General features: G+C 64.9%; 23 protein-coding genes. 7 read left to right on the top strand and 16 right to left on the bottom strand.

What is annotated here, in order from left to right; all coding sequences use genetic code 11:
* The first annotated feature begins 83 nt into the window (after window positions 1-83).
* Window positions 84-911, top strand: coding sequence for an oxidoreductase (locus ACVW1C_RS38935; protein ID WP_456762753.1), 828 nt, complete (start codon window positions 84-86; stop codon window positions 909-911).
* Between the two features lie 46 nt (window positions 912-957).
* On the opposite strand, the gene ACVW1C_RS38930 is transcribed toward ACVW1C_RS38935, so the two are convergent.
* The 4 genes from ACVW1C_RS38930 to ACVW1C_RS38915 form a co-directional block, all read right to left on the bottom strand.
* Window positions 958-1,257 (bottom strand): DUF1330 domain-containing protein, encoded by a 300-nt coding sequence (locus ACVW1C_RS38930; protein WP_097673515.1) that lies wholly within the window; start codon window positions 1,255-1,257, stop codon window positions 958-960.
* Window positions 1,254-2,036, bottom strand: coding sequence for a Crp/Fnr family transcriptional regulator (locus ACVW1C_RS38925; protein WP_456762752.1), 783 nt, complete (start codon window positions 2,034-2,036; stop codon window positions 1,254-1,256). The genes ACVW1C_RS38930 and ACVW1C_RS38925 overlap by 4 nt, the downstream gene beginning before the upstream one ends.
* Before the next feature lie 172 nt (window positions 2,037-2,208).
* Window positions 2,209-2,673: a GNAT family N-acetyltransferase gene (locus ACVW1C_RS38920; RefSeq protein WP_456762751.1), complete on the bottom strand. Its 465-nt coding sequence runs from the start codon at window positions 2,671-2,673 to the stop codon at window positions 2,209-2,211.
* Window positions 2,648-4,147 (bottom strand): NAD(P)H-hydrate dehydratase, encoded by a 1,500-nt coding sequence (locus ACVW1C_RS38915; protein WP_456762750.1) that lies wholly within the window; start codon window positions 4,145-4,147, stop codon window positions 2,648-2,650. The genes ACVW1C_RS38920 and ACVW1C_RS38915 overlap by 26 nt, the downstream gene beginning before the upstream one ends.
* Before the next feature lie 354 nt (window positions 4,148-4,501).
* Between ACVW1C_RS38915 and ACVW1C_RS38910 the strand changes: the two genes are divergently transcribed.
* The 3 genes from ACVW1C_RS38910 (at window position 4,502) to ACVW1C_RS38900 (ending at window position 7,009) form a co-directional block, all read left to right on the top strand.
* Window positions 4,502-4,840, top strand: a complete 339-nt coding sequence (locus ACVW1C_RS38910; RefSeq protein WP_011441447.1) for a P-II family nitrogen regulator — start codon at window positions 4,502-4,504, stop codon at window positions 4,838-4,840.
* A gap of 151 nt (window positions 4,841-4,991) precedes the next feature.
* Window positions 4,992-6,401 (top strand): type I glutamate--ammonia ligase, encoded by a 1,410-nt coding sequence (gene glnA, locus ACVW1C_RS38905; protein ID WP_456762749.1) that lies wholly within the window; start codon window positions 4,992-4,994, stop codon window positions 6,399-6,401.
* Window positions 6,402-6,559: 158 nt separating this feature from the next.
* Window positions 6,560-7,009, top strand: coding sequence for a GNAT family N-acetyltransferase (locus ACVW1C_RS38900; RefSeq protein WP_456762748.1), 450 nt, complete (start codon window positions 6,560-6,562; stop codon window positions 7,007-7,009).
* A 204-nt stretch (window positions 7,010-7,213) separates the two neighbouring features.
* On the opposite strand, the gene ACVW1C_RS38895 is transcribed toward ACVW1C_RS38900, so the two are convergent.
* A complete protein-coding gene (locus ACVW1C_RS38895; RefSeq protein ID WP_456762747.1) occupies window positions 7,214-7,477 on the bottom strand; it encodes a tautomerase family protein in 264 nt (87 codons plus the stop codon).
* Between the two features lie 152 nt (window positions 7,478-7,629).
* Here ACVW1C_RS38895 and ACVW1C_RS38890 point away from each other — a divergent pair, with 152 nt between their 5' ends.
* Window positions 7,630-8,607, top strand: coding sequence for a GlxA family transcriptional regulator (locus ACVW1C_RS38890; RefSeq protein ID WP_456762746.1), 978 nt, complete (start codon window positions 7,630-7,632; stop codon window positions 8,605-8,607).
* A gap of 64 nt (window positions 8,608-8,671) precedes the next feature.
* On the opposite strand, the gene ACVW1C_RS38885 is transcribed toward ACVW1C_RS38890, so the two are convergent.
* From ACVW1C_RS38885 to ACVW1C_RS38860, 6 genes are all read right to left on the bottom strand, one after another.
* Window positions 8,672-9,568 (bottom strand): haloalkane dehalogenase, encoded by an 897-nt coding sequence (locus ACVW1C_RS38885; protein ID WP_456762745.1) that lies wholly within the window; start codon window positions 9,566-9,568, stop codon window positions 8,672-8,674.
* A 60-nt stretch (window positions 9,569-9,628) separates the two neighbouring features.
* The gene (locus tag ACVW1C_RS38880) at window positions 9,629-10,696 is read right to left on the bottom strand and encodes an extracellular solute-binding protein (protein ID WP_456762744.1); all 1,068 of its coding nucleotides are present in this window, start codon (window positions 10,694-10,696) and stop codon (window positions 9,629-9,631) included.
* Between the two features lie 90 nt (window positions 10,697-10,786).
* Window positions 10,787-10,978, bottom strand: a complete 192-nt coding sequence (locus ACVW1C_RS38875) for a membrane dipeptidase (RefSeq protein WP_456762743.1) — start codon at window positions 10,976-10,978, stop codon at window positions 10,787-10,789.
* Between the two features lie 75 nt (window positions 10,979-11,053).
* Window positions 11,054-11,281, bottom strand: coding sequence for a hypothetical protein (locus tag ACVW1C_RS38870; RefSeq protein WP_456762742.1), 228 nt, complete (start codon window positions 11,279-11,281; stop codon window positions 11,054-11,056).
* Entirely contained in the window at window positions 11,203-13,359 is a 2,157-nt protein-coding gene (locus tag ACVW1C_RS38865) for a PAS domain S-box protein (RefSeq protein WP_456762741.1), read from the bottom strand. Before ACVW1C_RS38865 ends, ACVW1C_RS38870 begins: the two co-directional genes overlap by 79 nt.
* 478 nt (window positions 13,360-13,837) lie before the next feature.
* Entirely contained in the window at window positions 13,838-14,608 is a 771-nt protein-coding gene (locus tag ACVW1C_RS38860) for a gamma-glutamyl-gamma-aminobutyrate hydrolase family protein (protein WP_456762740.1), read from the bottom strand.
* 276 nt (window positions 14,609-14,884) lie between these two features.
* On the opposite strand from ACVW1C_RS38860, the gene ACVW1C_RS38855 reads away from it, so the two are divergent.
* Window positions 14,885-16,048 carry an AI-2E family transporter gene (locus ACVW1C_RS38855; protein ID WP_456762739.1) on the top strand — a complete coding sequence of 388 codons (1,164 nt, stop codon included), beginning with the start codon at window positions 14,885-14,887 and terminating at the stop codon, window positions 16,046-16,048.
* Here ACVW1C_RS38855 and ACVW1C_RS38850 read toward each other — a convergent pair.
* The 5 genes from ACVW1C_RS38850 to ACVW1C_RS38830 all read right to left on the bottom strand — a co-directional run bounded on the left by ACVW1C_RS38850 (window position 16,041) and on the right by ACVW1C_RS38830 (window position 19,306).
* A complete protein-coding gene (locus ACVW1C_RS38850; RefSeq protein ID WP_456762738.1) occupies window positions 16,041-16,277 on the bottom strand; it encodes a hypothetical protein in 237 nt (78 codons plus the stop codon). The two genes, ACVW1C_RS38855 and ACVW1C_RS38850, sit on opposite strands and share 8 nt — an antisense overlap.
* Window positions 16,278-16,320: 43 nt before the next feature.
* Window positions 16,321-17,538: a GGDEF domain-containing protein gene (locus ACVW1C_RS38845; protein ID WP_456762737.1), complete on the bottom strand. Its 1,218-nt coding sequence runs from the start codon at window positions 17,536-17,538 to the stop codon at window positions 16,321-16,323.
* A 246-nt stretch (window positions 17,539-17,784) separates the two neighbouring features.
* Window positions 17,785-18,261 (bottom strand): 30S ribosomal protein S9, encoded by a 477-nt coding sequence (rpsI, locus tag ACVW1C_RS38840; RefSeq protein WP_092114692.1) that lies wholly within the window; start codon window positions 18,259-18,261, stop codon window positions 17,785-17,787.
* Window positions 18,261-18,725: a 50S ribosomal protein L13 gene (gene rplM / locus ACVW1C_RS38835; RefSeq protein ID WP_050405657.1), complete on the bottom strand. Its 465-nt coding sequence runs from the start codon at window positions 18,723-18,725 to the stop codon at window positions 18,261-18,263. The genes rpsI and rplM overlap by 1 nt, the downstream gene beginning before the upstream one ends.
* Window positions 18,726-18,877: 152 nt before the next feature.
* The gene (locus ACVW1C_RS38830; RefSeq protein ID WP_456762736.1) at window positions 18,878-19,306 is read right to left on the bottom strand and encodes a PaaI family thioesterase; all 429 of its coding nucleotides are present in this window, start codon (window positions 19,304-19,306) and stop codon (window positions 18,878-18,880) included.
* Between the two features lie 70 nt (window positions 19,307-19,376).
* Here ACVW1C_RS38830 and ACVW1C_RS38825 point away from each other — a divergent pair, with 70 nt between their 5' ends.
* Window positions 19,377-20,204 (top strand): enoyl-CoA hydratase, encoded by an 828-nt coding sequence (locus tag ACVW1C_RS38825; protein ID WP_456762735.1) that lies wholly within the window; start codon window positions 19,377-19,379, stop codon window positions 20,202-20,204.
* The last annotated feature ends 81 nt before the right edge of the window (window positions 20,205-20,285 follow it).

Here is a 20,285-nt window from a genome sequence, read left to right as displayed (position 1 = left end):
AGGTCATGCCACTCTATGCCGATTATTGCACTAATCAAATCGCCTATATCGAGCCCGCAATCTCGATCCAAAGGACATCTCCTATGGCAAAGACCTTCCTCATCACGGGCGTTTCGTCCGGCTTCGGCCGCGCGTTGGCCGAGGCAGCATTGGGCGACGGCCATAGCGTCGCCGGCACCGTGCGCAACGAGAATGACAAGCGGACATTCGAAGCGCTCGGCGCCGGCGGACACGCGGTGGTTCTTGACGTCACCAACACCGAGGCCATCGCGCCCGCCGTCGCCGACGTCGAGCACAGGATCGGCGCGATCGACATTCTGGTGAACAATGCCGGCTATGGCCACGAGGGCATTCTGGAGGAATCATCGATCGACGATCTGCGACGCCAGTTCGAGGTCAACGTCTTCGGCGCGGTGGCGATGATCCAGGCGGTGCTGCCCTTCATGCGCAAGCGGCGCGCCGGGCATATCCTCAACATCACGTCGATGGGCGGGATCATCACGATGCCCGGCCTCAGCTACTACCACGGCAGCAAGTTCGCGCTGGAAGGGATATCGGAATCCCTCGGCAAGGAAGTCAGGCATCTCGGCATCAAGGTCACCGCGGTCGAGCCGGGCGGCTTTCGCACCGACTGGGCCGGACGATCGATGGTACGGGCGGAGCGGTCGATCGGAGACTATGACGCTATCATCGATCCAATCCGCAAACGCCGCATGGAGCTGAGTGGCTGGCAGGTCGGCGATCCCCAAAAGGCCGCGCAGGCGATGCTGAAACTCGCACTGTCGGCCGATCCGCCGGCGCATCTGCTGCTTGGCAGCGATGCCGTGCGACTGGTCGAGGAGAAAATGAAACTGCTGCAAGCCGAATTCGATGCGTGGAAGAGCATTTCGCTTTCCACCGACGTTGCTTGAGCGACATCAGCGCCGCCCACGCGCCGGTATGGCTATTCGTGCTTGCTCATGGCGGCGACGGCAGCCCCTTTACCAGCAGTGACAGCACGGTCGCACCGGCGATGCGATCCCTGGATATTTCCTGATAGGCGGGCGAGTCGAGAAAGCGGGTCGCCTCCGCCTCATCGGGAAACTCCATGATCACGACCTTGTCGCGCGTCCACTCCCCATCGAGAACCTTCGGCCTCTCGTCGGCCGCCAGCAGACGGCCGTTGAACGCCTTGAAGACGCCGGCAAAGCGGGACTGATAGCGGCGGTAGTATTCCTCCTGCGTGAACTTCACCAGTGCGATCACATAGACGGTCATTCCTGGTCCTCATTTTTGAAATGGCGTGGATTGGCGCCGTCGATACCGTCCGGACGGCGGCGGCGCGCTGATGCGACGAAATCGGCTAGACGCGCCGGCTGCGCGATCGTGATCCTGCTTCGCCGCTTGGAGATCAGCGACATCCGCTCGAACTCGGCAAGGGCGGCACCGATCCAGGAGCGGCTGACGCCGACCATGCTGGCCAGGTCTTCCTGGGTCAGCCCCGTGATCGTCGGGCATGAATTGCGGCTGTCGTTGCGGGCGAGCGACGTCAGGATGCTGCCGAGACGCACCCAGGCGTCGTCCAGGGCCTGCGGGCCGGTGCGCTCGATGCTCTCGACCGAGAGCAGCGCCAACAGCCGCGTGATGTTGTCGAGGAAACCGGGCACGCTTCGCGTGCAGGCGACAAAGTCCCGCCGCGGCATCACTGAGACCACAACGTCATCGATGGCCTCCGCGGTGAGGATACGCGGCCGGTCGAGTACCAGCGCGGCGAGGCCGAGGATCGCGCCTCCAACGAACACACCGAAGGTGAATTGCTCGCCGCTGGGCTGGGCCTGCAACAGCCTGACGCGGCCGTCCTCCAGGACGACCATCGTGTCGCTGGGCGCACCTTGCCGGAACAGGATCGAGCGTGGCGGCAGGGTCATGGTCCGCATTCGGCTGCGGATGTCCTTGCGCTGTGCCGCCGACAGTCCCGCGAGCGCGAGGCTCCATTTCGGCGACAGGCCGTCCTCCGCCGACGCAACCGGCGACTTTAACTTCGCTGCACGGCTCAACGACGATGGCCTCCTGCCGCGGAAACGCCCAGGCAATCGAGGCACTTCTCAAACGGCTTTCCAAGGGTCAGCGGCTGCCGAGACATGCTTGCTCCTCTTGCAGGGGGTTGCTCCGGTATAGCCCACGACCGGCGAATTTGAATGTCGACAAGTCGACATTCGCCGAACGCGGTCAGCCGGCCGGCCTGCGCGTCCAGAGATAGCGCATGTCGGGCTCCCTCTCCTGATTGCGGCTCCCGTCAGTCCCCTCGACCTGGACGAAGCCGCGCGACTCGTAGAAACGGCGCGCCCGCGCGTTGCGCTGGAAGGTCCAGAGTTGCAGCCGGTCCGCACCCTGCTGTGCGATCTCGAGCAGCGCGCCGCCGATGCCGTGGCCCTGCGCGGCCAGCAGCACATAGAGCTGCTCGATCCAGTCGTCGTCGAATGCGATGACGCCGCTCATCGCCTCGCCGTCGAACGCGCCCCACAGCGTGCAGGTCGCAAACATCCGCTCGCGATAGAACCAGCGATCTTCATCCGGCGTGTGCAGGCCCGCGAGCCACGGCAACGCTTCGTCGAACGCCGCGCGGTGCACGCGTGCGGCGGCATCCATGTCGGCAAGCTGGAGCCGCCTAATACTCAATCCCGAACTCGTCATAGAGACGGCGGAACACGGCCGGCAGCACTTCGGTGAGATCTTCCGCGATCAGGCCGGGCCCCGCCTCGCTGGCCCCTTCACCGTGCAACCACACACCGATGCTGGCCGCCTCGAATGCCGCCACGCCCTGCGCCAGGAAGCCGGCGATGATGCCCGCCAGCACGTCGCCGGCACCGGCGGTGGCAAGCCATGGCGGCGCGTTGGCGGCGATGGTGGCGCGGCCGTCCGGAGACGCGATCACCGTATCGGCGCCCTTCAGCAGCACCACCGCGCCGGAGCGCTCCGCCGCCGCGCGCACGCGCTCGAGCTTCGAGCGGCCGGGATGCTTGTTGGAGATATCGCTGAACAGCCGCGGAAACTCGCCCTCATGCGGAGTGAGCACCACCCCAAGACCGTCGGAGGCCTTGATCGCCTCGAACAGCCGGTCCGGCGAACCGGCAAAGCTGGTCAGCGCGTCGGCGTCGAGCACCAGATGCCGCTGCGCCGACAGCGCGGTGTGAACGAAGTCGCGGGTGCGCGCGCTGACGCCGGCACCGGGCCCGATCACGCAAGCGTTGAGGCGCTTGTCGTCGAGCAGTTCGGCGAACTGGATCGGATTGTCGACCGCGCGCACCATCACCGCGGTCAGCGCCGCCGCGTTGACCGCGAGCGCATCGCGCGGCGAGGCCAGCGTCACGAGGCCGGCGCCGGCCCGCAGCGCCGCGCGCGCAGCGAGCCGCGCCGCCCCGGTCGAGGCGATATCACCCGACACCACGACGGCATGGCCCCTTGCGTATTTGTGGCCGTCGATCCGCGGCACCGGGAACGACCAGCGCCAGGCCTGCGGCAGGTTCTCGGTGGTCAGCGGCTTGATCTCGTCGAGCACCTGCGCCGCGATGCCGATGTCGGCGACGCGCACCCGGCCGCAATACATCCGGCCGGGCAGCAGCAGATGCGCCGGCTTCTTGCGGAAGAAGGTGACGGTTTCCGTCGCCTGCACGGCCGCGCCCATGACGGCGCCTGACGTGCCGTTGATGCCGCTCGGCAGGTCGACCGCCAGCACCCGCGCACCGTTGGCGTTGATGGCCGCTATCATCTCCAGCGGGTCACCCTTGACCGGACGATTGAGCCCGGCGCCGAACAGCGCATCGATGATCAGCGCCGGCTTGCCCAACGCCTGCGGGTTGAACGGCAGCACCGGATATTTCCAGCCCTTGGCCGCCAGCGCCGCGTCGCCCTGCAGGCTGTCGCGCTCGCAGAGCAGGATCACCGACACCTCGCGGCCGCGCGCGGCGAGCTCGGCGGCGGCGACAAAGCCGTCGCCGCCATTGTTGCCGCGGCCGGCGACCACGACGATCGGCCCCTGCTCGACCAGGTCCATCGCGGCTTCAGCGACGGCCTGGCCGGCGCTCATCATCAGCGCGAAGCCCGGCGTACCGGCTGCGATGGTCAGCCGGTCGGCGCGCTCCATCTCGGTGGTGGTCAGAACGTCCATGCCGAATCCTCAATCGCTTCGCCTTTTCGAGAGGCAATTCCTGTGACGTTCGCGGGGTTTCTACTGGCCGACTGCATACGGATTGATCTATTTGCCTATTTGTTGAGCTTGGATATCATGGCCGATGTGGTTCGATACCAGCCGACTGCCTGTTAAAAGGCTGATAACATTCCGAAATCGGGGACCTTAACAACTTGGCATAGACCCTGCTTTTGAGGAAGCCGCGTACAATGCCGCTCGATGCGACCATTGCGCGTGTTTCCGGCCACCCGCCGGAAGGCTTAAGACCAACCAGACTGCGCCCCACGCGCATCGAAATCGACCCTGCAATCTGCAATGCCCGGGAGGCGCTCAGTGAAGAAGATTGAAGCCATCATCAAGCCCTTCAAGCTCGACGAGGTGAAGGAAGCGCTCCAGGAAGTCGGACTGCAAGGCATCACCGTAACTGAGGCCAAGGGATTTGGCCGCCAGAAGGGCCACGCCGAACTGTATCGCGGTGCGGAATACATCGTCGATTTCCTGCCCAAGGTGAAGATCGAGATCGTGATCGGCGACGACCTGGTCGAGAAGGCGATTGACGCGATCCGCCGCGCGGCCCAGACCGGGCGGATCGGCGACGGCAAGATCTTCGTCTCCAACATCGAGGAAGCCATCCGCATCCGGACCGGCGAATCCGGGCTGGACGCTATTTGAGCCCGGTGCTATCCGGATTTTCTGACGGCAAAAGAGAAAAAGGGCTGCTTCGGCAGCCTCATTTCGTTTCAGCAGTCACACGAACTCGCCAAAAGCGAGAATAACGTCCCTCTCCGCTGGAAACCGACCCGCACATCCATAAGGGGTATTCATGAAGACCGCCAAAGACGTCCTGAAATCGATCAAGGACAACGACGTCAAATACGTCGACCTGCGCTTCACCGATCCGCGCGGCAAGTGGCAGCACGTGACCTTCGACGTCGGCATGATCGAAGAGGACACCTTTTCCGAAGGCCAGATGTTCGACGGCTCCTCGATCGCCGGCTGGAAGGCGATCAATGAATCCGACATGTGCCTGATGCCGGACCCGGTCACCGCGACGATCGACCCGTTCTTCGCCGAGACCACCATGGTCATCACCTGCGACGTGCTCGAGCCGACCACCGGCGAGCCCTATAACCGCGATCCCCGCGGCATCGCCAAGAAGGCCGAGGCCATGGTGAAGTCGATGGGCGTGGGCGACACCGTGTTCGTCGGCCCCGAGGCCGAGTTCTTCGTGTTCGACGACGTGCGCTACTCGGCCGAACCCTACAACACCGGCTTCCGCCTCGACTCCTCCGAGCTGCCGATCAACTCGGCCACCGAATATGAAGGCGGCAACCTCGGCCACCGCATCCGCACCAAGGCCGGCTACTTCCCGGTGCCGCCGCAGGACTCGGTGCAGGACATGCGCTCCGAGATGCTCGGCGCGATGGCCAAGATGGGCGTCAAGGTCGAGAAGCACCACCATGAAGTCGCTTCGGCCCAGCACGAACTCGGCATGAAGTTCGACACGCTGACGCTAATGGCCGACCATATGCAGATCTACAAATACTGCATCCACCAGGTCGCCCACATCTACGGCAAGACCGCCACCTTCATGCCGAAGCCGGTCTATGGCGACAACGGCTCGGGCATGCACGTCCACCAGTCGATCTGGAAGGACGGCAAGCCGACCTTCGCCGGCAACAAGTATGCCGATTTGTCGGAGACCTGCCTGCACTACATCGGTGGCATCATCAAGCACGCCAAGGCGATCAACGCCTTCACCAACCCGTCGACCAACTCCTACAAGCGTCTGGTCCCGGGCTATGAGGCGCCGGTGCTGCTCGCCTACTCAGCGCGCAACCGTTCGGCGTCCTGCCGCATCCCCTATACGGCGAACCCGAAGGCCAAGCGCGTCGAGGTGCGTTTCCCCGACCCGATGGCCAATCCCTATCTCGGCTTCGCCGCGATGCTGATGGCCGGCCTCGACGGCATCAAGAACAAGATCGATCCGGGTCCGGCGATGGACAAGGACCTCTACGACCTGCCGAAGGAAGAGCTGAAGCAGATCCCGACCGTGTGCGGCAGCTTGCGCGAGGCGCTCGAGAGCCTCGACAAGGATCGCGCGTTCCTCAAGAACGGCGGCGTGTTCGACGACGACTTCATCGACGCCTATATCGAGCTGAAGATGACCGAGGTCGCCCGTTTCGAAATGACCCCGCACCCGGTCGAGTTCGAGATGTACTACTCGCTGTAAGTTCTGCGGCACTCACGAATGCGAAAGGCGCTTCCACCGGAAGCGCCTTTCGTTTTGGGTGAACGATGCCTAGGATGGGTAGAGCGAAGCGAAATCCATCATCTCAAGGCTTGCACCGGCGCGATGGGTTGCGAAACTATGATCCCGGTAATCAGCCCATGACCGAAGCGATCGTCCGATCTGCGGCAGCGCACGAACTGCCCGAGCTGCTGGAGCTTTACCGACACCTTCACCCGCACGATCCTGAGCTGGAGACAGCCGCTGCCGAGCGGGTCTGGTCGAATTTGCTTTCATCCAGCTTCATGACCGTGATCGTGGCGCAAGCAGCGGAGCTGCTTGTCTCCTCGTGCACGCTCGCGATCGTGCCCAACCTGTCGCGAGGTGGCAGATCATATGCCGTGATCGAGAACGTCGTCACCCACGCCGACTACCGTCGGCTAGGGCTTGGCCGACGGATTCTTGCGCACGCGCTCGATGTTGCCTGGCAGGCCGACTGCTACAAGGTTCTGTTGGCGACGGGCTCGAAACGGGAGGCCACGCTCCGCTTCTATGAGGAAGCGGGCTTTGAGCGTGGCGGCAAGACCTACTTCGAGGTGCGCCGGCCATAGCTACCGTCTTGAACAGATCGTGCCGCGTGCAAAAGGCGCCTCCACCGGAAGCGCCCTTTGTTTTTGGTTCCGTATCTCTCCGTCATCGCGAGGAGCGAAGCGACGAAGCAATCCACACATCCGCGTACACGCAGAGATGGATCGCTTCGCTTCGCTCGCAATGACGATGCCGTGAAGGCGGGCGCGCGCGCCCCGTTTCTTCGCTTAAGCTTTCGCCTTGGCGACCCGCCGTCCGGCGGCGTCGAGCGCCCCGAAATTGCCCGCGATCATGTCGGGCGTCGGGATCATGCCGCCGAGCGACCAGCTCGCCGGTTCGCCCTCCTCGATCTTGACCCAGACGTTGCGGCGGAAGTCGGGGTTACCCTGCCCCTCGACCTCGACCATGAGATCGGTGACGCGCTGCAGCAGCGCCTGCTTCTGCGCGACATCGAAGATGCCGCGGACGGTGGAAATGGTGACGTAAGGCATAGACTCTCTCCATTGCTGAGGTTGTGACAACGCAACGAAGATGGACCGGCACGGTGCGATCAGGCAGTGGCCGATCAGACAGAGATCGGGCAATATCTGCCACCGCCTGCCTGCGTCGATCGGGTAGGATGACGGCAAATTCCGGAGGTCCCATGAAGCTCGCGATCCTCGCGCTGGAAGGCTGCATGCAATCGGCAGTCGCCGGCATCGCCGACATCCTCACGCTTGGCAACCATGTGATGGAACTGCGCGGCGGCAAGGCGCGCTTCACCTGGCAGACGCTCTCGCTCGACGGCAAGGCGGTGCGCGCCGGCGGCGGCAAGCTGCTCGCCGTGGACGGCGCGGTCAGCAAGCGGGCGGCGTTCGACGCGATCATCGTGCCGGGCAGCCTGGTCGACCATCTGACCGCCGAGCGCCTGCAACCGCAATATGACCGGGCCGGCGCCTGGCTGCGCCAGCAACATGCTGGTGGACGATTGATCGGCGCCTTCTGCAGCGGCGTGCTGCTGCTCGCCAATGCCGGCCTGCTCGATGGCCGCCGCGCCACCATCACCTGGTGGCTGCAGAGCGAACTCCGCCGCCGCCATCCGAGAATCGACCTCGCCAGCGATGCCGTGCTCACCCAGGCCGACCGCCTGGTCTGTGCCGCCGGCCCGATGTCGTGGGTCGATCTGTTGCTGCGGCTGATCGAGCTCGTCGAAGGCCCGGAGGTCGCAAAGGTCTGCGCCGACTATGCGGTGATCGACACCGCGCAACGCACGCAGGCGATCTTCATGCCGCTCGGCTACATGCTCGCCCAGGACCCGCTGCTGATGAAGGCGGATATGCTGGTGCGGCGCACCGGCAAGGCGCCGATCACGGTGCGCGGCCTCGCGCAGGCGCTGGGCCTGAGCGAGCGCACGCTGAACCGCCGCTTCCGCGAACTGACCCACGAGCCGCCGCAGGCCTTCATCATGCGACGCCGTGTCGAGCACGCCCGCACGCTGCTGGAGACGACGGCGCAACCGATCAAGGCGATCGCTCGCGCCACCGGCTATGAGGACGAGAGCAGCTTTCGCAAGGCCTTCCGCAAGCTGACGCTGCTGTCGCCGCAGGCCTATCGCGCGCAGCGGGTGATGCGTGCAGCCTGAGATTACCCATCGGTTCAAGCTTTGCGACGCGGCTGCGGTTGCCCGGCTCTGCCCCCCTGCGCGTTCAGGACAGAAGCGGCAGCGCGCCCTTCAGGACATCCTCACCCCATTCCTGCACGAAGTGCCCGGCCGCGGTGAGCGTGACTGGCTCGGGGCAATTGCGGACCGTTTGCCGCATCTCCGCCATGACGGCCGGCCCGAGCACCGGGTCGGTCATGCCGATCACCATCGCGGTCTTGCCGGAGTATTCGCTTCGCCACCATTCGCGCGCCCTGCGTGACAGGGCCGCGCCACCGGCATTTGGCTGGTCCGGCACGAGATTCGGGAAGCGGCACACGCCGGACTTGTAGCTGGCATCGGGGAAAGGCGCGTCATAGGCCGCGGCTTCCGCGGACGAGAGTTGCGGGCAGGCACGCGCCATCAGCTTGCCGACGGCCATGTCGGGATTTGCGTTGCTCCACGCGCGCCAATCCATGAAGCCCTTCGTCAGCGGGCGGTCGCCGGTCGCGAGCATGGTATTCATGATCAGCAGCGCTTCGAAGCGGTCGGTCATGTCCATCGGGATGGTAAGACCGAGCAAGCCGCCCCAGTCTTGGCAGACCAGCGTCATGCGACCGAGATCGAGCGCGCGGATCAGGGCGACCAGGCTCTCGCGATGGAAGTCAAAGGTGTAGACGGCCTCCTCGACAGGCTTGTCGGAGCGACCGAACCCGAACATATCGGGCGCGATCACCCGATAGCCGGAGGCGACGAGGCCGGGAATCATCTTGCGGTAAAGGTAGCTCCAGGTCGGCTGGCCATGCAGGCAAAGCGCAACGCGGGCATTGCCCTTTCCCTCGTCGAGATAGTGCATGCGCAAACCGGCATAGCCGGGAAGATCGTCGCGATAGTTGGGCGCGAACGCATAGCCGGGAAGGCCATCAAAGCGTGCATCCGCGGTCCGCAAAGCCCCGATCGCCATTGTCCAATGCTCCTCGTTGTTGACTTCGCTCCCACGATGGAGGGAAGCGAAGACCGGTCGTCACACCCGGAACAGCTTCGCGTAGCGCGCCTTGATTTCCTCGCTCTGCGCCTGCACCTGGGCCGGATCGGCCTTCAGCATCTTCAGCTTGTCGAGCGGGACGTGCCCGGCCTTTTCCTTCACCCTGGCGTGGAACGAACGGTGCGCGAACTCGTCGACCAGCATCTGCTGGGTTTCGGCGCTGAAGAAGTAGCTCTGGAACAGCCGTGCCGCGTTCGGGTTCGGCGCGCTCTTGAACACGCCGCTCGGCACGATGATCAGCGGCGCGCCCTCGGTCGGGTAGACCACCTCGACCGGCTTGCCCTGATCCCTGGCCAGCACGAGGTTGTAGTCGTTGCCGTCGGCCATGACCGCGCGTTCGCCGAGCAGGATCTTCTTCGGCGGATCGGCCGCCGACTGCACCTGCATCACCCGCTGCTGCGCGAGCTTTTCCAGATACGGCCAGCCGAGATCGCGCGCCAGCACGAAGGTCGCGGTCAAGATCGCGCCGGAGTAGCCCGGGTGGCCCTTGACGATCTTGCCGCGCCATTTCGGGTCGAGCAGATCGGCGTAGCTCTTCGGCGCCTCCTCGTGCTTCACCTGCTCGGTGTTGTAGCCGATCACCTCGAACCAGGCGCAGGACGTCGCCGAAGTGCCGTCGGGATCGATCTGATCGGCCGGAAAATGCCTGGCGACGTCTTCCGGCAGATAGGCCGCGAGCCAGTCGTTCTTCTTCCAGTCGAGGTAATGCGCGGGATCGGTCGAGTTGGCTACGTCGACGGCATGGATGCCGCTGCCCTGCTCCTGCGCGATGCGCTGGAAGATGCGCTCCGCGCCGGAGCGCTCCACCCGAACGCTGATGCCGGGATATTTCTGCTCGAAGTCGCGCGCCAGACGCTCCGCCGTGTTCAGCTCGAGCGCGCTGTAGAACGAGATCTTGCCTTCCTCCTTCGCCGCCGCGATCAGCTGCGGCGTCACGGCCTCGGCTGGCGGCGGCGCCGCCCGCAGCGGTTCGGCGAACACCATGCCCGCGGCCGTCGCCGCCGTCGCCCTGAGCCAGTCGCGTCTCGACCATTCGCGGTCCTGCATTCCATGCTCCCTGAATCGGGCCGTTAACCGTCCGCGTCGTTGTTGTGCGCCGACAATAGATCACGATCGACGGAAAGAGTGCAGCGATTTTCACCGCCAGCTTCGACGGAACGCCCGCATCCAATTGTCGAACGCGATCTTGCGCAACGTGACCTCATCGAAGCCGTCCGCGCGCAAACCCTGGATCAAGTTCGGGAGGTGGCTTGCGTCCTTCAACAGAACGGGCGTGAGCGCGCCATCGCCCGCCTTCCCGGTATTCAGCGAGCTGCTGAGCCGCGTCATTATGGCCGTCGAAGATCGCAACCTTGCCGCCTTATCGAGCCGGGGCTTGCGAAAGCGATGGGTCCACGCTGTGGACTAGTTCTTCTCAGGGTTGTCGCGCAGGAAGCGTTCCAGATCGGGCTGCACGGAGTAAGGCTGCGGAACCGGATCGCCTTGAAAGTCGACCTGAAGATCGAGGCAGCGCCGCAGCATCCGCGCCAGCTCGCCGCGCCGATAGGGCTTGGTCAGCAGCGGAATGCCATGGCCGCCACGGCCCTGTTGCGCCGGCAGCGCGCCATCGCTGTAGCCCGAGGTGAACAGCACCCGCAGCCCCGCGCCGGGCGCCCGGCCATCAACGTCTCCGCCAATTGCCGGCCGTTCATGCTGCCCGGCATCACGATGTCGGTGAACAGGAGATCGAACCCGGTGCCGCGGCTGACGATCTCGAGCGCGGCATCTGCGTTTGCCGCGACCAGCACCTTGTAGCCGAGGCTTTCGAGCTGGCCCATCACATAGTCGCGGATCGTGGGGTCGTCCTCGACGCACAGGATGGTCTCGTTGCCGCCCCTGACCGGCAGATCGTCCTCCTCGATCGCGCCCTGCACCGTGCCGTCCGCCTTGGGCAGATAGATCCTGAAGATGGTGCCGCGCCCCTGCTCGCTCTTGACCTCGATCCCGCCGCCGCTCTGCTTGACGAAGCCGAATACCATGCTGAGCCCGAGCCCGGTGCCCTGCCCGACCTCCTTGGTGGAGAAGAACGGATCGAAGATCTTCTCCAGATGCGACGGCGAAATTCCGGTACCGGTATCGCTCACCTCGATCACGAGATGGTCGCCGGCCCGCTCGACGCCGTGCGCGACGGCATCGGGAACCCCGAGCTGCATGTTGCGGGTCGCAAAGGTCAGCGTGCCGCCATCAGGCATCGCATCGCGCGCATTGATGGCGAGATTGACCAGCGCGGCGCCGAGCTGGCTGCGGTCGACAAAGGCGAGCCAGGCGTCGCGGCCGAGCTCCGTCCTGATCTCGGTCTGCGACCCCAGCGTCTGCGACAGCAGCCGGACCACTTCGCCGATCAGGTCGTTGACGTCGGTCTCGGCGGGCTGCAACGGCTGCTTGCGCGCGAATGCCAGCAGGCTTGAGGTGAGTTGCGCGCCGCGATCGGCGGCATCGCTGATCAGCTTGGCGATCGCGGCAAGCTGCGGGTTATCCCTGACGCCGTCGGCGAGGATCTCGATCGTGCCGGTGATCACGGTCAGCATGTTGTTGAAGTCGTGCGCGATGCCGCCGGTCAACCGCCCGAGCGATTCCGTCTTCTGCGCCTGGATCAATTGCTCTTCGGCGCGCCGGCGCTGGGTGACGTCCCTGACAAAGGAATTGATGATCCAGCCATCGCCGCGGCGCAGCGCATTGAGCGACACCTCGACATAGAACCGGTGGCCGTCGCGGTGCACGGATGCGGTTTCATAGCGCATGCCCATGCCGCCGGCCGCGGTCTCCTGCAGGAAGCGGGTGATGCGCTGCCGGTGCGCAACCCGCAACTCCTCCGGAAAAACCAGTTCGACCACGCGCTGGCCGACCGCCTCGGCGCGCGTCCAGCCGGTCAATGCCTCGGACTGCGGGCTCCAGTCGAGCACGATGCCGTCCTGGTCGGTCTGAACGAAGGCGTCGAGCGCGGTCCTGACGATGGCCTGCGCCATCTGCTCGCTCTCCACCAGCGCCTGATGCGCCTGACGCTCCGCGGTGACGTCGCGCAGCACGATGACCGCGCCGCGCAAATTGCCGGCATCGTCGCGCAGCGGCCTGGCGTTGGCGACAAGGCAGACAGCCGGTTCCGGCCGCAGGGGTTTGACGATCAGCTCGCAATCGTCGACGTCATCGCCGCGCAGCGCACGCGCCATCGGCGTCTCAGCGATCGGCATCACAGTCGTGCCGTCAGCATAGTAGTTCTGAAAGGTGCGAACGTCGGTCAGGGTGTCAAAACCGGGTTCGACATGGTACAGCCGCCGCGCCGCGGCGTTGACGATCACGATCATCGCATGCTCGTCCGCGACCACCACCGGATCGCGGATGCTCTCGACGGTCTTCTCCAGCAGGTGCTGCCTGCTGCCCAATTGCGCGGACAGTTCGGCAAGCGTCGCAGCGAGCTGAGCGGCCTCGTCGTCGCCGCTCGGGCGTATCGAGACCGGCTCGCCGCGCGACAGCGCCTCCGCAGCCCGCACCAACTGGGCGGGCGTTCCGGACTGCGACCTCGCAATCATCTCAGCCGTCATGAACACCACCGAAACCACACCACCGGCGAGCAGAATGCCCGGCCAGTCGACGCCATGGATGAAGCCCAGCGCGAGCAGGAGTGTGACGACGGGAAGCACCATCCCGGCCGCCAGTCGGCCCGACAAATTCATCCCGACCAACTCACCGTGAGCAGTTGCACCGGAAAATGGAAAAGCAAAACAATATCGAAAAGGGTCGTCGGCGCCGGGGCAATATCGGGTGGCTTCCGCTTCTTGCTTAGCCGAGTCCGGCCCAGCAATCCGCCACTTTCGTATCCGTATAAGTACGGAGAAAGGTCGGTTAGGCGCGGAGCCCGGCGGGGTCGCGTCTCAGATGAATTTTGTGGCATCAACGCACCGATCCGGGCCAGCAAAGCCCTAAGTCGCTCCGCTCGAACGCCAGCAGAGCTCGGACGGTTCATATCGCGAGAATGCGGAAGTGTGCCTCATAAACGGTGCCGCGCATTCAGCGTCGTCCCAGCGAAAGCAGGGATCAATAACCACCGATGGTCATCGTTGAGCAGCGTTGGGACGACGAGTCTTTTCCACAGCAACCGCCGCGGAGTATGGGGTCCCTGCTTTCGCAGGGACGGCAGCGCTGCGGAGGTGCCTACGCGGCCCGCCGCCGCTCGCGCAGTGCGTCGCCGAATGCCTCGAACAGGGCGCGGTTGATCGGATTGCGCTGCGGATCGTATTCAGCGTGCCATTGCACGCCGAGCGCAAAGCCCGGCGCATCGGCGATGCGGATCGCCTCGATGGTGCCGTCCTCGGCGATGCCCTCGATCACGACGCGCCTGCCGGGCTCGAGGATGCCCTGGCCGTGCAGCGAATTGACCCGAATGGTCTCGCGGCCGAGAATCCTTGCGAAGGCGCCGCCCGGCGTCAGCGCGACGTCGTGACGGTCGGCGAACACCACGGTGGGATCGGGATGGATCTCGCCGTTCTCCAGCCGCGGCATCCGGTGGTTCATGCGGCCGGGGATCTCGCGGATCTCCGGATGCAGCGAGCCGCCGAACGCGACGTTCATCTCCTGCAGGCCGCGGCAGATGCCAAAGATCGGCACGCCGCGCGCGACGCAGGCCTCCGACAGCGCCAGCGCGACGTCGTCGCGGTGGATGTCGTAGGGCTCGTGGGCCGCGCAAGGTTCGGCGTTGAAGCGGGTCGGATGAACATTGGCACGGGCCCCGGTCAGCACCACGCCGTCGACCACGTCGAGCAGGGCGCCGACATCGGTGATTTCGGGGCTGCCCGCGAACATCAAGGGCACGGCACCCGACACCTCGGCAACCGCGCGAAGGTTGCGCTCTCCGACCATCTGGACTGTGAAACGATTTTCAATGCGATGGGCGTTTCCGATCACGCCGACCACGGGCCGTCTCATTATTGAAGTCTCGCGCAATGATTATTCTAAGTTTGCGACTTTGCGGAAACGATCATGCCTTCGAGTTCCCCCCGGATCAACTGCCTATATCTGCACAGGGGACCTTGCAGTCCTGCACAGATTCGCAGCCCTCGTGGCCCCAAATTCGGCCTGGCGCCCCACGGTCGCGCCCGGACCACGGCGCGTCAGCGGCAAACCGGCACGGCCCGCCCAGCTTGATCCCGGCGGGATTTTCGCCAAACACTGCCAGACACCGTCGCGAAGGGGGAATCACCCGTGACAGACTCGGCTGACAATCGCCTGCAGGCCCGCAATGATTTGGCGTGGGCGGTCGCCGTCGGCGGCATCGGCATCGTGCTGTTCGCCGCCCTGCTCCTGTTCGCCTGGCAGTTCGCCGCGACCCTGTTCCTGCTGTTCGCGGGCATGCTGCTCGGGGTCGGCCTGAACGCGATGACGACCCTGCTCGGCCGGCTGACCGGGCTGCCTCACGCGTTGCGGCTTGCGATCGTCTGCCTGGCGATGGCGGGACTGTTGTCCGGCATCGTGTTCCTCGGCGGCACCACCATCGCGCAGCAGGCCACGGTGTTGAGCAACACGATCAAATCGCAGCTCGGCAGCGTCAAGGAGTTTCTCGAGCAGCATGGTGTCGACACCAGCTATCTCGATTTCACCAACGCCGCTGGCGAGACAAAGCCGGAAGCGGTAACGACGACAACAACGACGCCGGCAGCGCCCCAATCGCATGGCATCCCCGGCGCCGGCGCGCTGGCTTCCAGCGGCGGCGCGATCATCAGCCAGACGCTGAAGGTGCTGCTCGGCACGGTCAGCGTCGTCGGCAACTTCTTCATCGTGCTGTTCCTCGGGCTCGCCTTCGCGGCCCAGCCGAGCATCTACCGCGCCGGGCTGCTGTTCATCGCGCCGGCCAAATACCGCGCGCAGGCAACCGTCATCGTCGACCGCATCGGCGAGACGCTGGAACGCTGGCTGATCGCGCAAATCATCACCATGACCGCGGTGTTCCTCGTCACCTGGATCGGGCTTGCCATCATCGGAATTCCGAGCTCGTTCATCCTCGGCATCCAGGCCGGCCTGCTCGCCTTCATCCCGACGGTCGGCGCGATCCTGGGCGGGCTGATCGTGGTGCTGGCGAGCCTCGCGAGCGGGTGGATCGCGGCGCTGTCGGCTTTCATCCTGTTCCTCGGCGTGCACGCGCTGGAAAGCTACGTGCTGACCCCGATCATCCAGCGCCAGGCGCTCGACATCCCGCCGGCAACACTGTTCGCGTTCCAGATCCTGCTCGGGGTCGTGTTCGGCATCTGGGGGCTCGCGCTGGCGCTGCCGCTGATGGCGATCGCCAAGGTGATGATCGACCACTTCAAGGCGGAGGATCAGGCGCCGGCGCAGACGCCCGCTCCGTCGAACGTGCCGCAGCTCAGTTGAAGAGCAGGACAGTACCGACGACCATCAGCATCACGCCGACCAGCATCGCGATCGGCCAGCGGCGCCTCGCCGGTTGGTATCGTCCCTGCGCGCGGCGTTCGGCGATCAGCGCGGTCTCGTACTCATCGGAGTCCGAGAACAGGCAGGCGAAGCCGCCGCGCGCCGAAGCCGCGTCGGCTTCGAGCGACATCAGGGCCAATTGCGGATTGCGAGTGCTGATCGACTCCATGCCGAAAGCATGGGATCGAATAGTTAACGAGCTGTTACCGCGCTCACGCGCGGGCAGGCGCCGGCTTTTGCCGCGCCGATGCCGGCAGGCCCGCGGTCTTGCGCCGCCAGTTCTCCAGCGACAGCGGCAATTCTTCCGCGGCCTCGACGCGGTTGCGGCCGCCGCGCTTGGCCTGATAGAGCGCGGTGTCGGCCGAGGCCAAGAGCACCTCGAGCTCGGTCCCGGCGGGTCCGCCGGCCACGCCGATGCTGACCGTGGTGTCGACCGCGCCGTCCTCGCAGGTGATGTTGCTGTTCTCGAACGCCTCACGCACGCGCTCGGCGACCAAGACGCCCTCCTCCAGCGAGCACGGCAGCAACGCCGCGAATTCCTCGCCGCCGATCCGGCCCGACAGATCGCTGATCCTGAGGCTGTTGACCACCACGGCTGAGAACAGTTTCAGGATCTCGTCACCGGCGGGATGGCCGAAGCGATCGTTGATCGACTTGAAGTGGTCGATGTCGAAGATCATCACGGTGACCGGCCGGCCGGCAACGGCCTCCCGCTCGATCACCCGCGTGCAGGCCTCGGTGAAGCCGCGGCGGTTGAGCATCCCGCTCAACGGATCGATCGACGCAGCGGTCTTGTGCACGGCGACCGCGCGGTCCGACACCATCATGAAGATCACGAACACCGTGCCGATCGCGTACAGCACGAGCTCGATCGAGAACAGCGTGACCCAGAAACTGCTGACGAAATTCTGGCCGTTCAGCCGCAGTACGTCGCCGACCAGGATCGGCAGCATCAGGACGCAGCCATGTGCGACCGGGATCGCGATCGCAATCCAGCGCCTCTGCATCGCGCGACGGCGCTCGCTCCAGAGTTCGGAGGCGGTCAGCGCGGCGTAGATCGCGACGATCCCGGCACCGATCGTCAGGCGCATCGCCGGATCCGCGATTGATGTCACGGCGCCGATCCACACGATCGGGCCGAGCATGAGACCCGGCAGGTTGGCCTTGCGGCCGTGGAAGATGCGCGCAGCATTCCAGACCATGCCGCAGGCGGCGAAGCCGATCGCATTGAGGCCCAGCAGAACCATCGGATCGAGCGTCGAGCTGCCGACTGTCCACAGCGCGACGGAAGCCGCACCGAGCAGATAGGCGGTGCCCCACCATTTCAGCGCGGGAATGTCCTCCTGCCTGCCGAACAACCAGAGCATGGCGCCGAGCATGCCCGCGACCATGGTGGCGAACAGATAAAGCGTCGATGGATCGAACGACATAGTGTCACCCCAGCCCGGTGATGCAACGTTCGCAGGCGCAAATAATACGGTGATGCAGCGCCAGTGCGAGCCAGCAAGCTAAAAGGCCCGAGTTCCAATTTCGTTTGCACGCACACGCAAGTTTTCATGAAAAACTACGCTAATTCGCGCCGAAGCACGCCCGGTCGAGCGCAGCAAAAAGGGCGCCTTGCGGCGCCCTCTGCAACTCGATGCTCGCGGCAATTGCCGCGAATTTGACAACCCGAATTAGCGCTTCGAGAACTGGAAGGACTTGCGGGCCTTGGCCTTGCCGTACTTCTTGCGCTCCACCGTACGGGAGTCACGGGTCAGGAAGCCGCCCTTCTTGAGGACGCCGCGCAGCTCGGGCTCGAAGTTGGTCAGCGCCTTCGAGATGCCGTGGCGGACCGCACCGGCCTGGCCGGACAGACCGCCGCCGGCGACGGTGCAGATCACGTCGTACTGGCCGTTACGGGCGGCAGCGACCAGCGGCTGCTGGATCATCATGCGCAGCACCGGGCGGGCGAAGTAGATTTCGATGTCGCGGGTGTTGACCGAGATCTTGCCGGCGCCCGGCTTGATCCAGACGCGGGCGACCGCGTCCTTGCGCTTGCCGGTGGCGTAAGCGCGGTTGAACTTGTCGACCTTCTTGACGTACTTCGGCGCGTCGGGAGCGGCCGGCTTGACCTGCGAGAGCTGGTCGAGGGACTGCAAAGTATCGGACATTATGCGGCCCTCGTGTTCTTGCGATTCAGGGAAGCGATATCGACCTTCTCGGGGCTCTGGGCCTCATGCGGATGCTCGGCACCCGGATAGACGCGCAGATTGCCCATCTGCATGCGGCCGAGCGGACCGCGCGGGATCATGCGCTCGATCGCCTTCTCGACGACGCGCTCGGGGAAGCGACCCTCGAGGATCTGCTTCGCGGTGCGCTCCTTGATGCCACCGATGAAGCCGGTGTGCTTGTAGTAGACCTTCTGGTCGCGCTTGCGACCGGTCAGCACCACATGCGCGGCGTTGACGATGATGACATTGTCACCGCAATCGACGTGCGGGGTGTAGGTGGGCAGGTGTTTGCCGCGCAGGCGCATCGCGACGAGCGTGGCGAGACGACCGACGACCAGACCCTTGGCGTCGATCACGACCCACTTCTTCGTCACTTCGGCGGGCTTGGCCGAGAACGTGCTCATGTGTGAAATCCGTGAAAAGGAAATCGGCGCCGTATGCGCCGAACTGGCGGCTTTCTAGAGAAGGTGCGGCCGCACGTCAACGTAGACGCGCGCGATTTAGATGAGCTAAAACAACAGCTTGTAAATATGGTGTAATAATACCGCTAAGAAGCCTATTGATTTGGAATGGAATAGGTCGCGGTAACATGGGCGATCGGATCGGGCGAGGTGCCAGACAGCAGGTTTACTTCACCAACCGCAAGCCGCTTGCCGAGCTTGAGCAGTCTGGCGACCGCGAGCACGTCCTGCCCCGGCAGCCCCTTGCGCAGGAAGTTGATGTTGAGGTTGGTGGTGACGGCAAGGCCGATCGGCCCGATCGCCGACAATAGCACCACATACATCGCGAAATCCGCCAACCCCATCAGGGTCGGCCCGGACACCGTGCCGCCCGGCCGCAGCATGCGCTCGCTGAAACGCTGGCGCAGCAGGGCCGTCTCGCCGTCGGCGCTTTCGATCCTGATGTCGTCGTGGGTGAACGCCTGCGGAAATTCCTTGCGCAGGAACTCCTCCAGATCAGCCACGCTCATTTTCGCAATCGCCATGCCGCCCCTGCCCTCGCTTCAGCCTGCCTGTTACATTAAGTTGTCATACAGACCAACGTGGAATTTCACCATGTCCTCCCAAGCCGCCCGCGCGGAAGCGCCGCAACACCAGCCGATCCTGCTGCGCGAGACCATCGGCAGTATCGCGCTACTGACGCTCAATCGCCCCGCGGCGCGCAACAGCCTGTCCGAGGGACTGATCGGCGAGGTGCACGCGGCGCTGAACGATATCGGTGGTGACAAGAGCATCCGTGCGGTCGTGCTCGCCGCCAACGGCCCGGCCTTCTGCGCCGGCCACGACCTCAAGGAGCTTACCGCGCGCCGCACCGACGCCGACCGCGGCCGCGCCTATTTCGCAGAGATCATGAACGCCTGCAGCGCGATGATGCAGGCGATCGTGCACCTGCCGAAACCGGTGGTCGCCTCCGTTCAGGGCATCGCCACCGCGGCGGGCTGCCAGTTCGTCGCGAGCTGCGACCTCGCGGTCGCCTCCGAAGCGGCGGCGTTTGCGACGCCGGGCGTCGACATCGGGCTGTTCTGCTCGACGCCGATGGTGGCGCTGTCGCGCAACGTGCCGCGCAAGCAGGCGATGGAGATGCTGCTGACCGGTGAACCGGTCTCGGCGGCAACGGCGCAGAGCATCGGCCTCGTCAACCGCGTGGTATCGGCCGGCACCGAACGCGACGCCGCGATGGCGTTGGCCGAGAAGGTCGCGCTGAAGTCGGCCTACACCGTCAAGCTCGGCAAGGAGGCATTCTATCGCCAGGCCGAGATGAACCTCGCGGACGCCTATCGCTTCGCGGCCGAGGTGATGACCGAGAACATGATGGCGCGCGACGCCGAGGAAGGCATCGGCGCCTTCATCGAGAAGCGCGCCCCGAAGTGGCAGGACAAGTGACATTCCGTCATTGCGAGCGAAGCGAAGCAATCCATCTCGCCACCAGGAAATATGGATTGCTTCGTCGCTTCGCTCCTCGCA

The organism is Bradyrhizobium sp. USDA 4011 (assembly GCF_054063415.1).
This window is presented reverse-complemented; position numbering and strand designations above follow the sequence as displayed.

What these genes read in the sequence shown, in the direction of transcription:
- ACVW1C_RS38935 (WP_456762753.1), top strand. Translation starts at nt 84, where the DNA reads ATGGCAAAGACCTTCCTCATCACGGGCGTTTCGTCCGGCTTCGGCCGC.
- ACVW1C_RS38930 (WP_097673515.1), bottom strand. Translation starts at nt 1,257, where the DNA reads ATGACCGTCTATGTGATCGCACTGGTGAAGTTCACGCAGGAGGAATAC.
- ACVW1C_RS38920 (WP_456762751.1), bottom strand. Translation starts at nt 2,673, where the DNA reads ATGACGAGTTCGGGATTGAGTATTAGGCGGCTCCAGCTTGCCGACATG.
- ACVW1C_RS38915 (WP_456762750.1), bottom strand. Translation starts at nt 4,147, where the DNA reads ATGGACGTTCTGACCACCACCGAGATGGAGCGCGCCGACCGGCTGACC.
- glnA (WP_456762749.1), top strand. Translation starts at nt 4,992, where the DNA reads ATGAAGACCGCCAAAGACGTCCTGAAATCGATCAAGGACAACGACGTC.
- ACVW1C_RS38900 (WP_456762748.1), top strand. Translation starts at nt 6,560, where the DNA reads ATGACCGAAGCGATCGTCCGATCTGCGGCAGCGCACGAACTGCCCGAG.
- ACVW1C_RS38895 (WP_456762747.1), bottom strand. Translation starts at nt 7,477, where the DNA reads ATGCCTTACGTCACCATTTCCACCGTCCGCGGCATCTTCGATGTCGCG.
- ACVW1C_RS38890 (WP_456762746.1), top strand. Translation starts at nt 7,630, where the DNA reads ATGAAGCTCGCGATCCTCGCGCTGGAAGGCTGCATGCAATCGGCAGTC.
- ACVW1C_RS38885 (WP_456762745.1), bottom strand. Translation starts at nt 9,568, where the DNA reads ATGGCGATCGGGGCTTTGCGGACCGCGGATGCACGCTTTGATGGCCTT.
- ACVW1C_RS38880 (WP_456762744.1), bottom strand. Translation starts at nt 10,696, where the DNA reads ATGCAGGACCGCGAATGGTCGAGACGCGACTGGCTCAGGGCGACGGCG.
- ACVW1C_RS38875 (WP_456762743.1), bottom strand. Translation starts at nt 10,978, where the DNA reads ATGACGCGGCTCAGCAGCTCGCTGAATACCGGGAAGGCGGGCGATGGC.
- ACVW1C_RS38865 (WP_456762741.1), bottom strand. Translation starts at nt 13,359, where the DNA reads ATGAATTTGTCGGGCCGACTGGCGGCCGGGATGGTGCTTCCCGTCGTC.
- ACVW1C_RS38860 (WP_456762740.1), bottom strand. Translation starts at nt 14,608, where the DNA reads ATGAGACGGCCCGTGGTCGGCGTGATCGGAAACGCCCATCGCATTGAA.
- ACVW1C_RS38850 (WP_456762738.1), bottom strand. Translation starts at nt 16,277, where the DNA reads ATGGAGTCGATCAGCACTCGCAATCCGCAATTGGCCCTGATGTCGCTC.
- ACVW1C_RS38845 (WP_456762737.1), bottom strand. Translation starts at nt 17,538, where the DNA reads ATGTCGTTCGATCCATCGACGCTTTATCTGTTCGCCACCATGGTCGCG.
- rpsI (WP_092114692.1), bottom strand. Translation starts at nt 18,261, where the DNA reads ATGTCCGATACTTTGCAGTCCCTCGACCAGCTCTCGCAGGTCAAGCCG.
- rplM (WP_050405657.1), bottom strand. Translation starts at nt 18,725, where the DNA reads ATGAGCACGTTCTCGGCCAAGCCCGCCGAAGTGACGAAGAAGTGGGTC.
- ACVW1C_RS38830 (WP_456762736.1), bottom strand. Translation starts at nt 19,306, where the DNA reads ATGGCGATTGCGAAAATGAGCGTGGCTGATCTGGAGGAGTTCCTGCGC.
- ACVW1C_RS38825 (WP_456762735.1), top strand. Translation starts at nt 19,377, where the DNA reads ATGTCCTCCCAAGCCGCCCGCGCGGAAGCGCCGCAACACCAGCCGATC.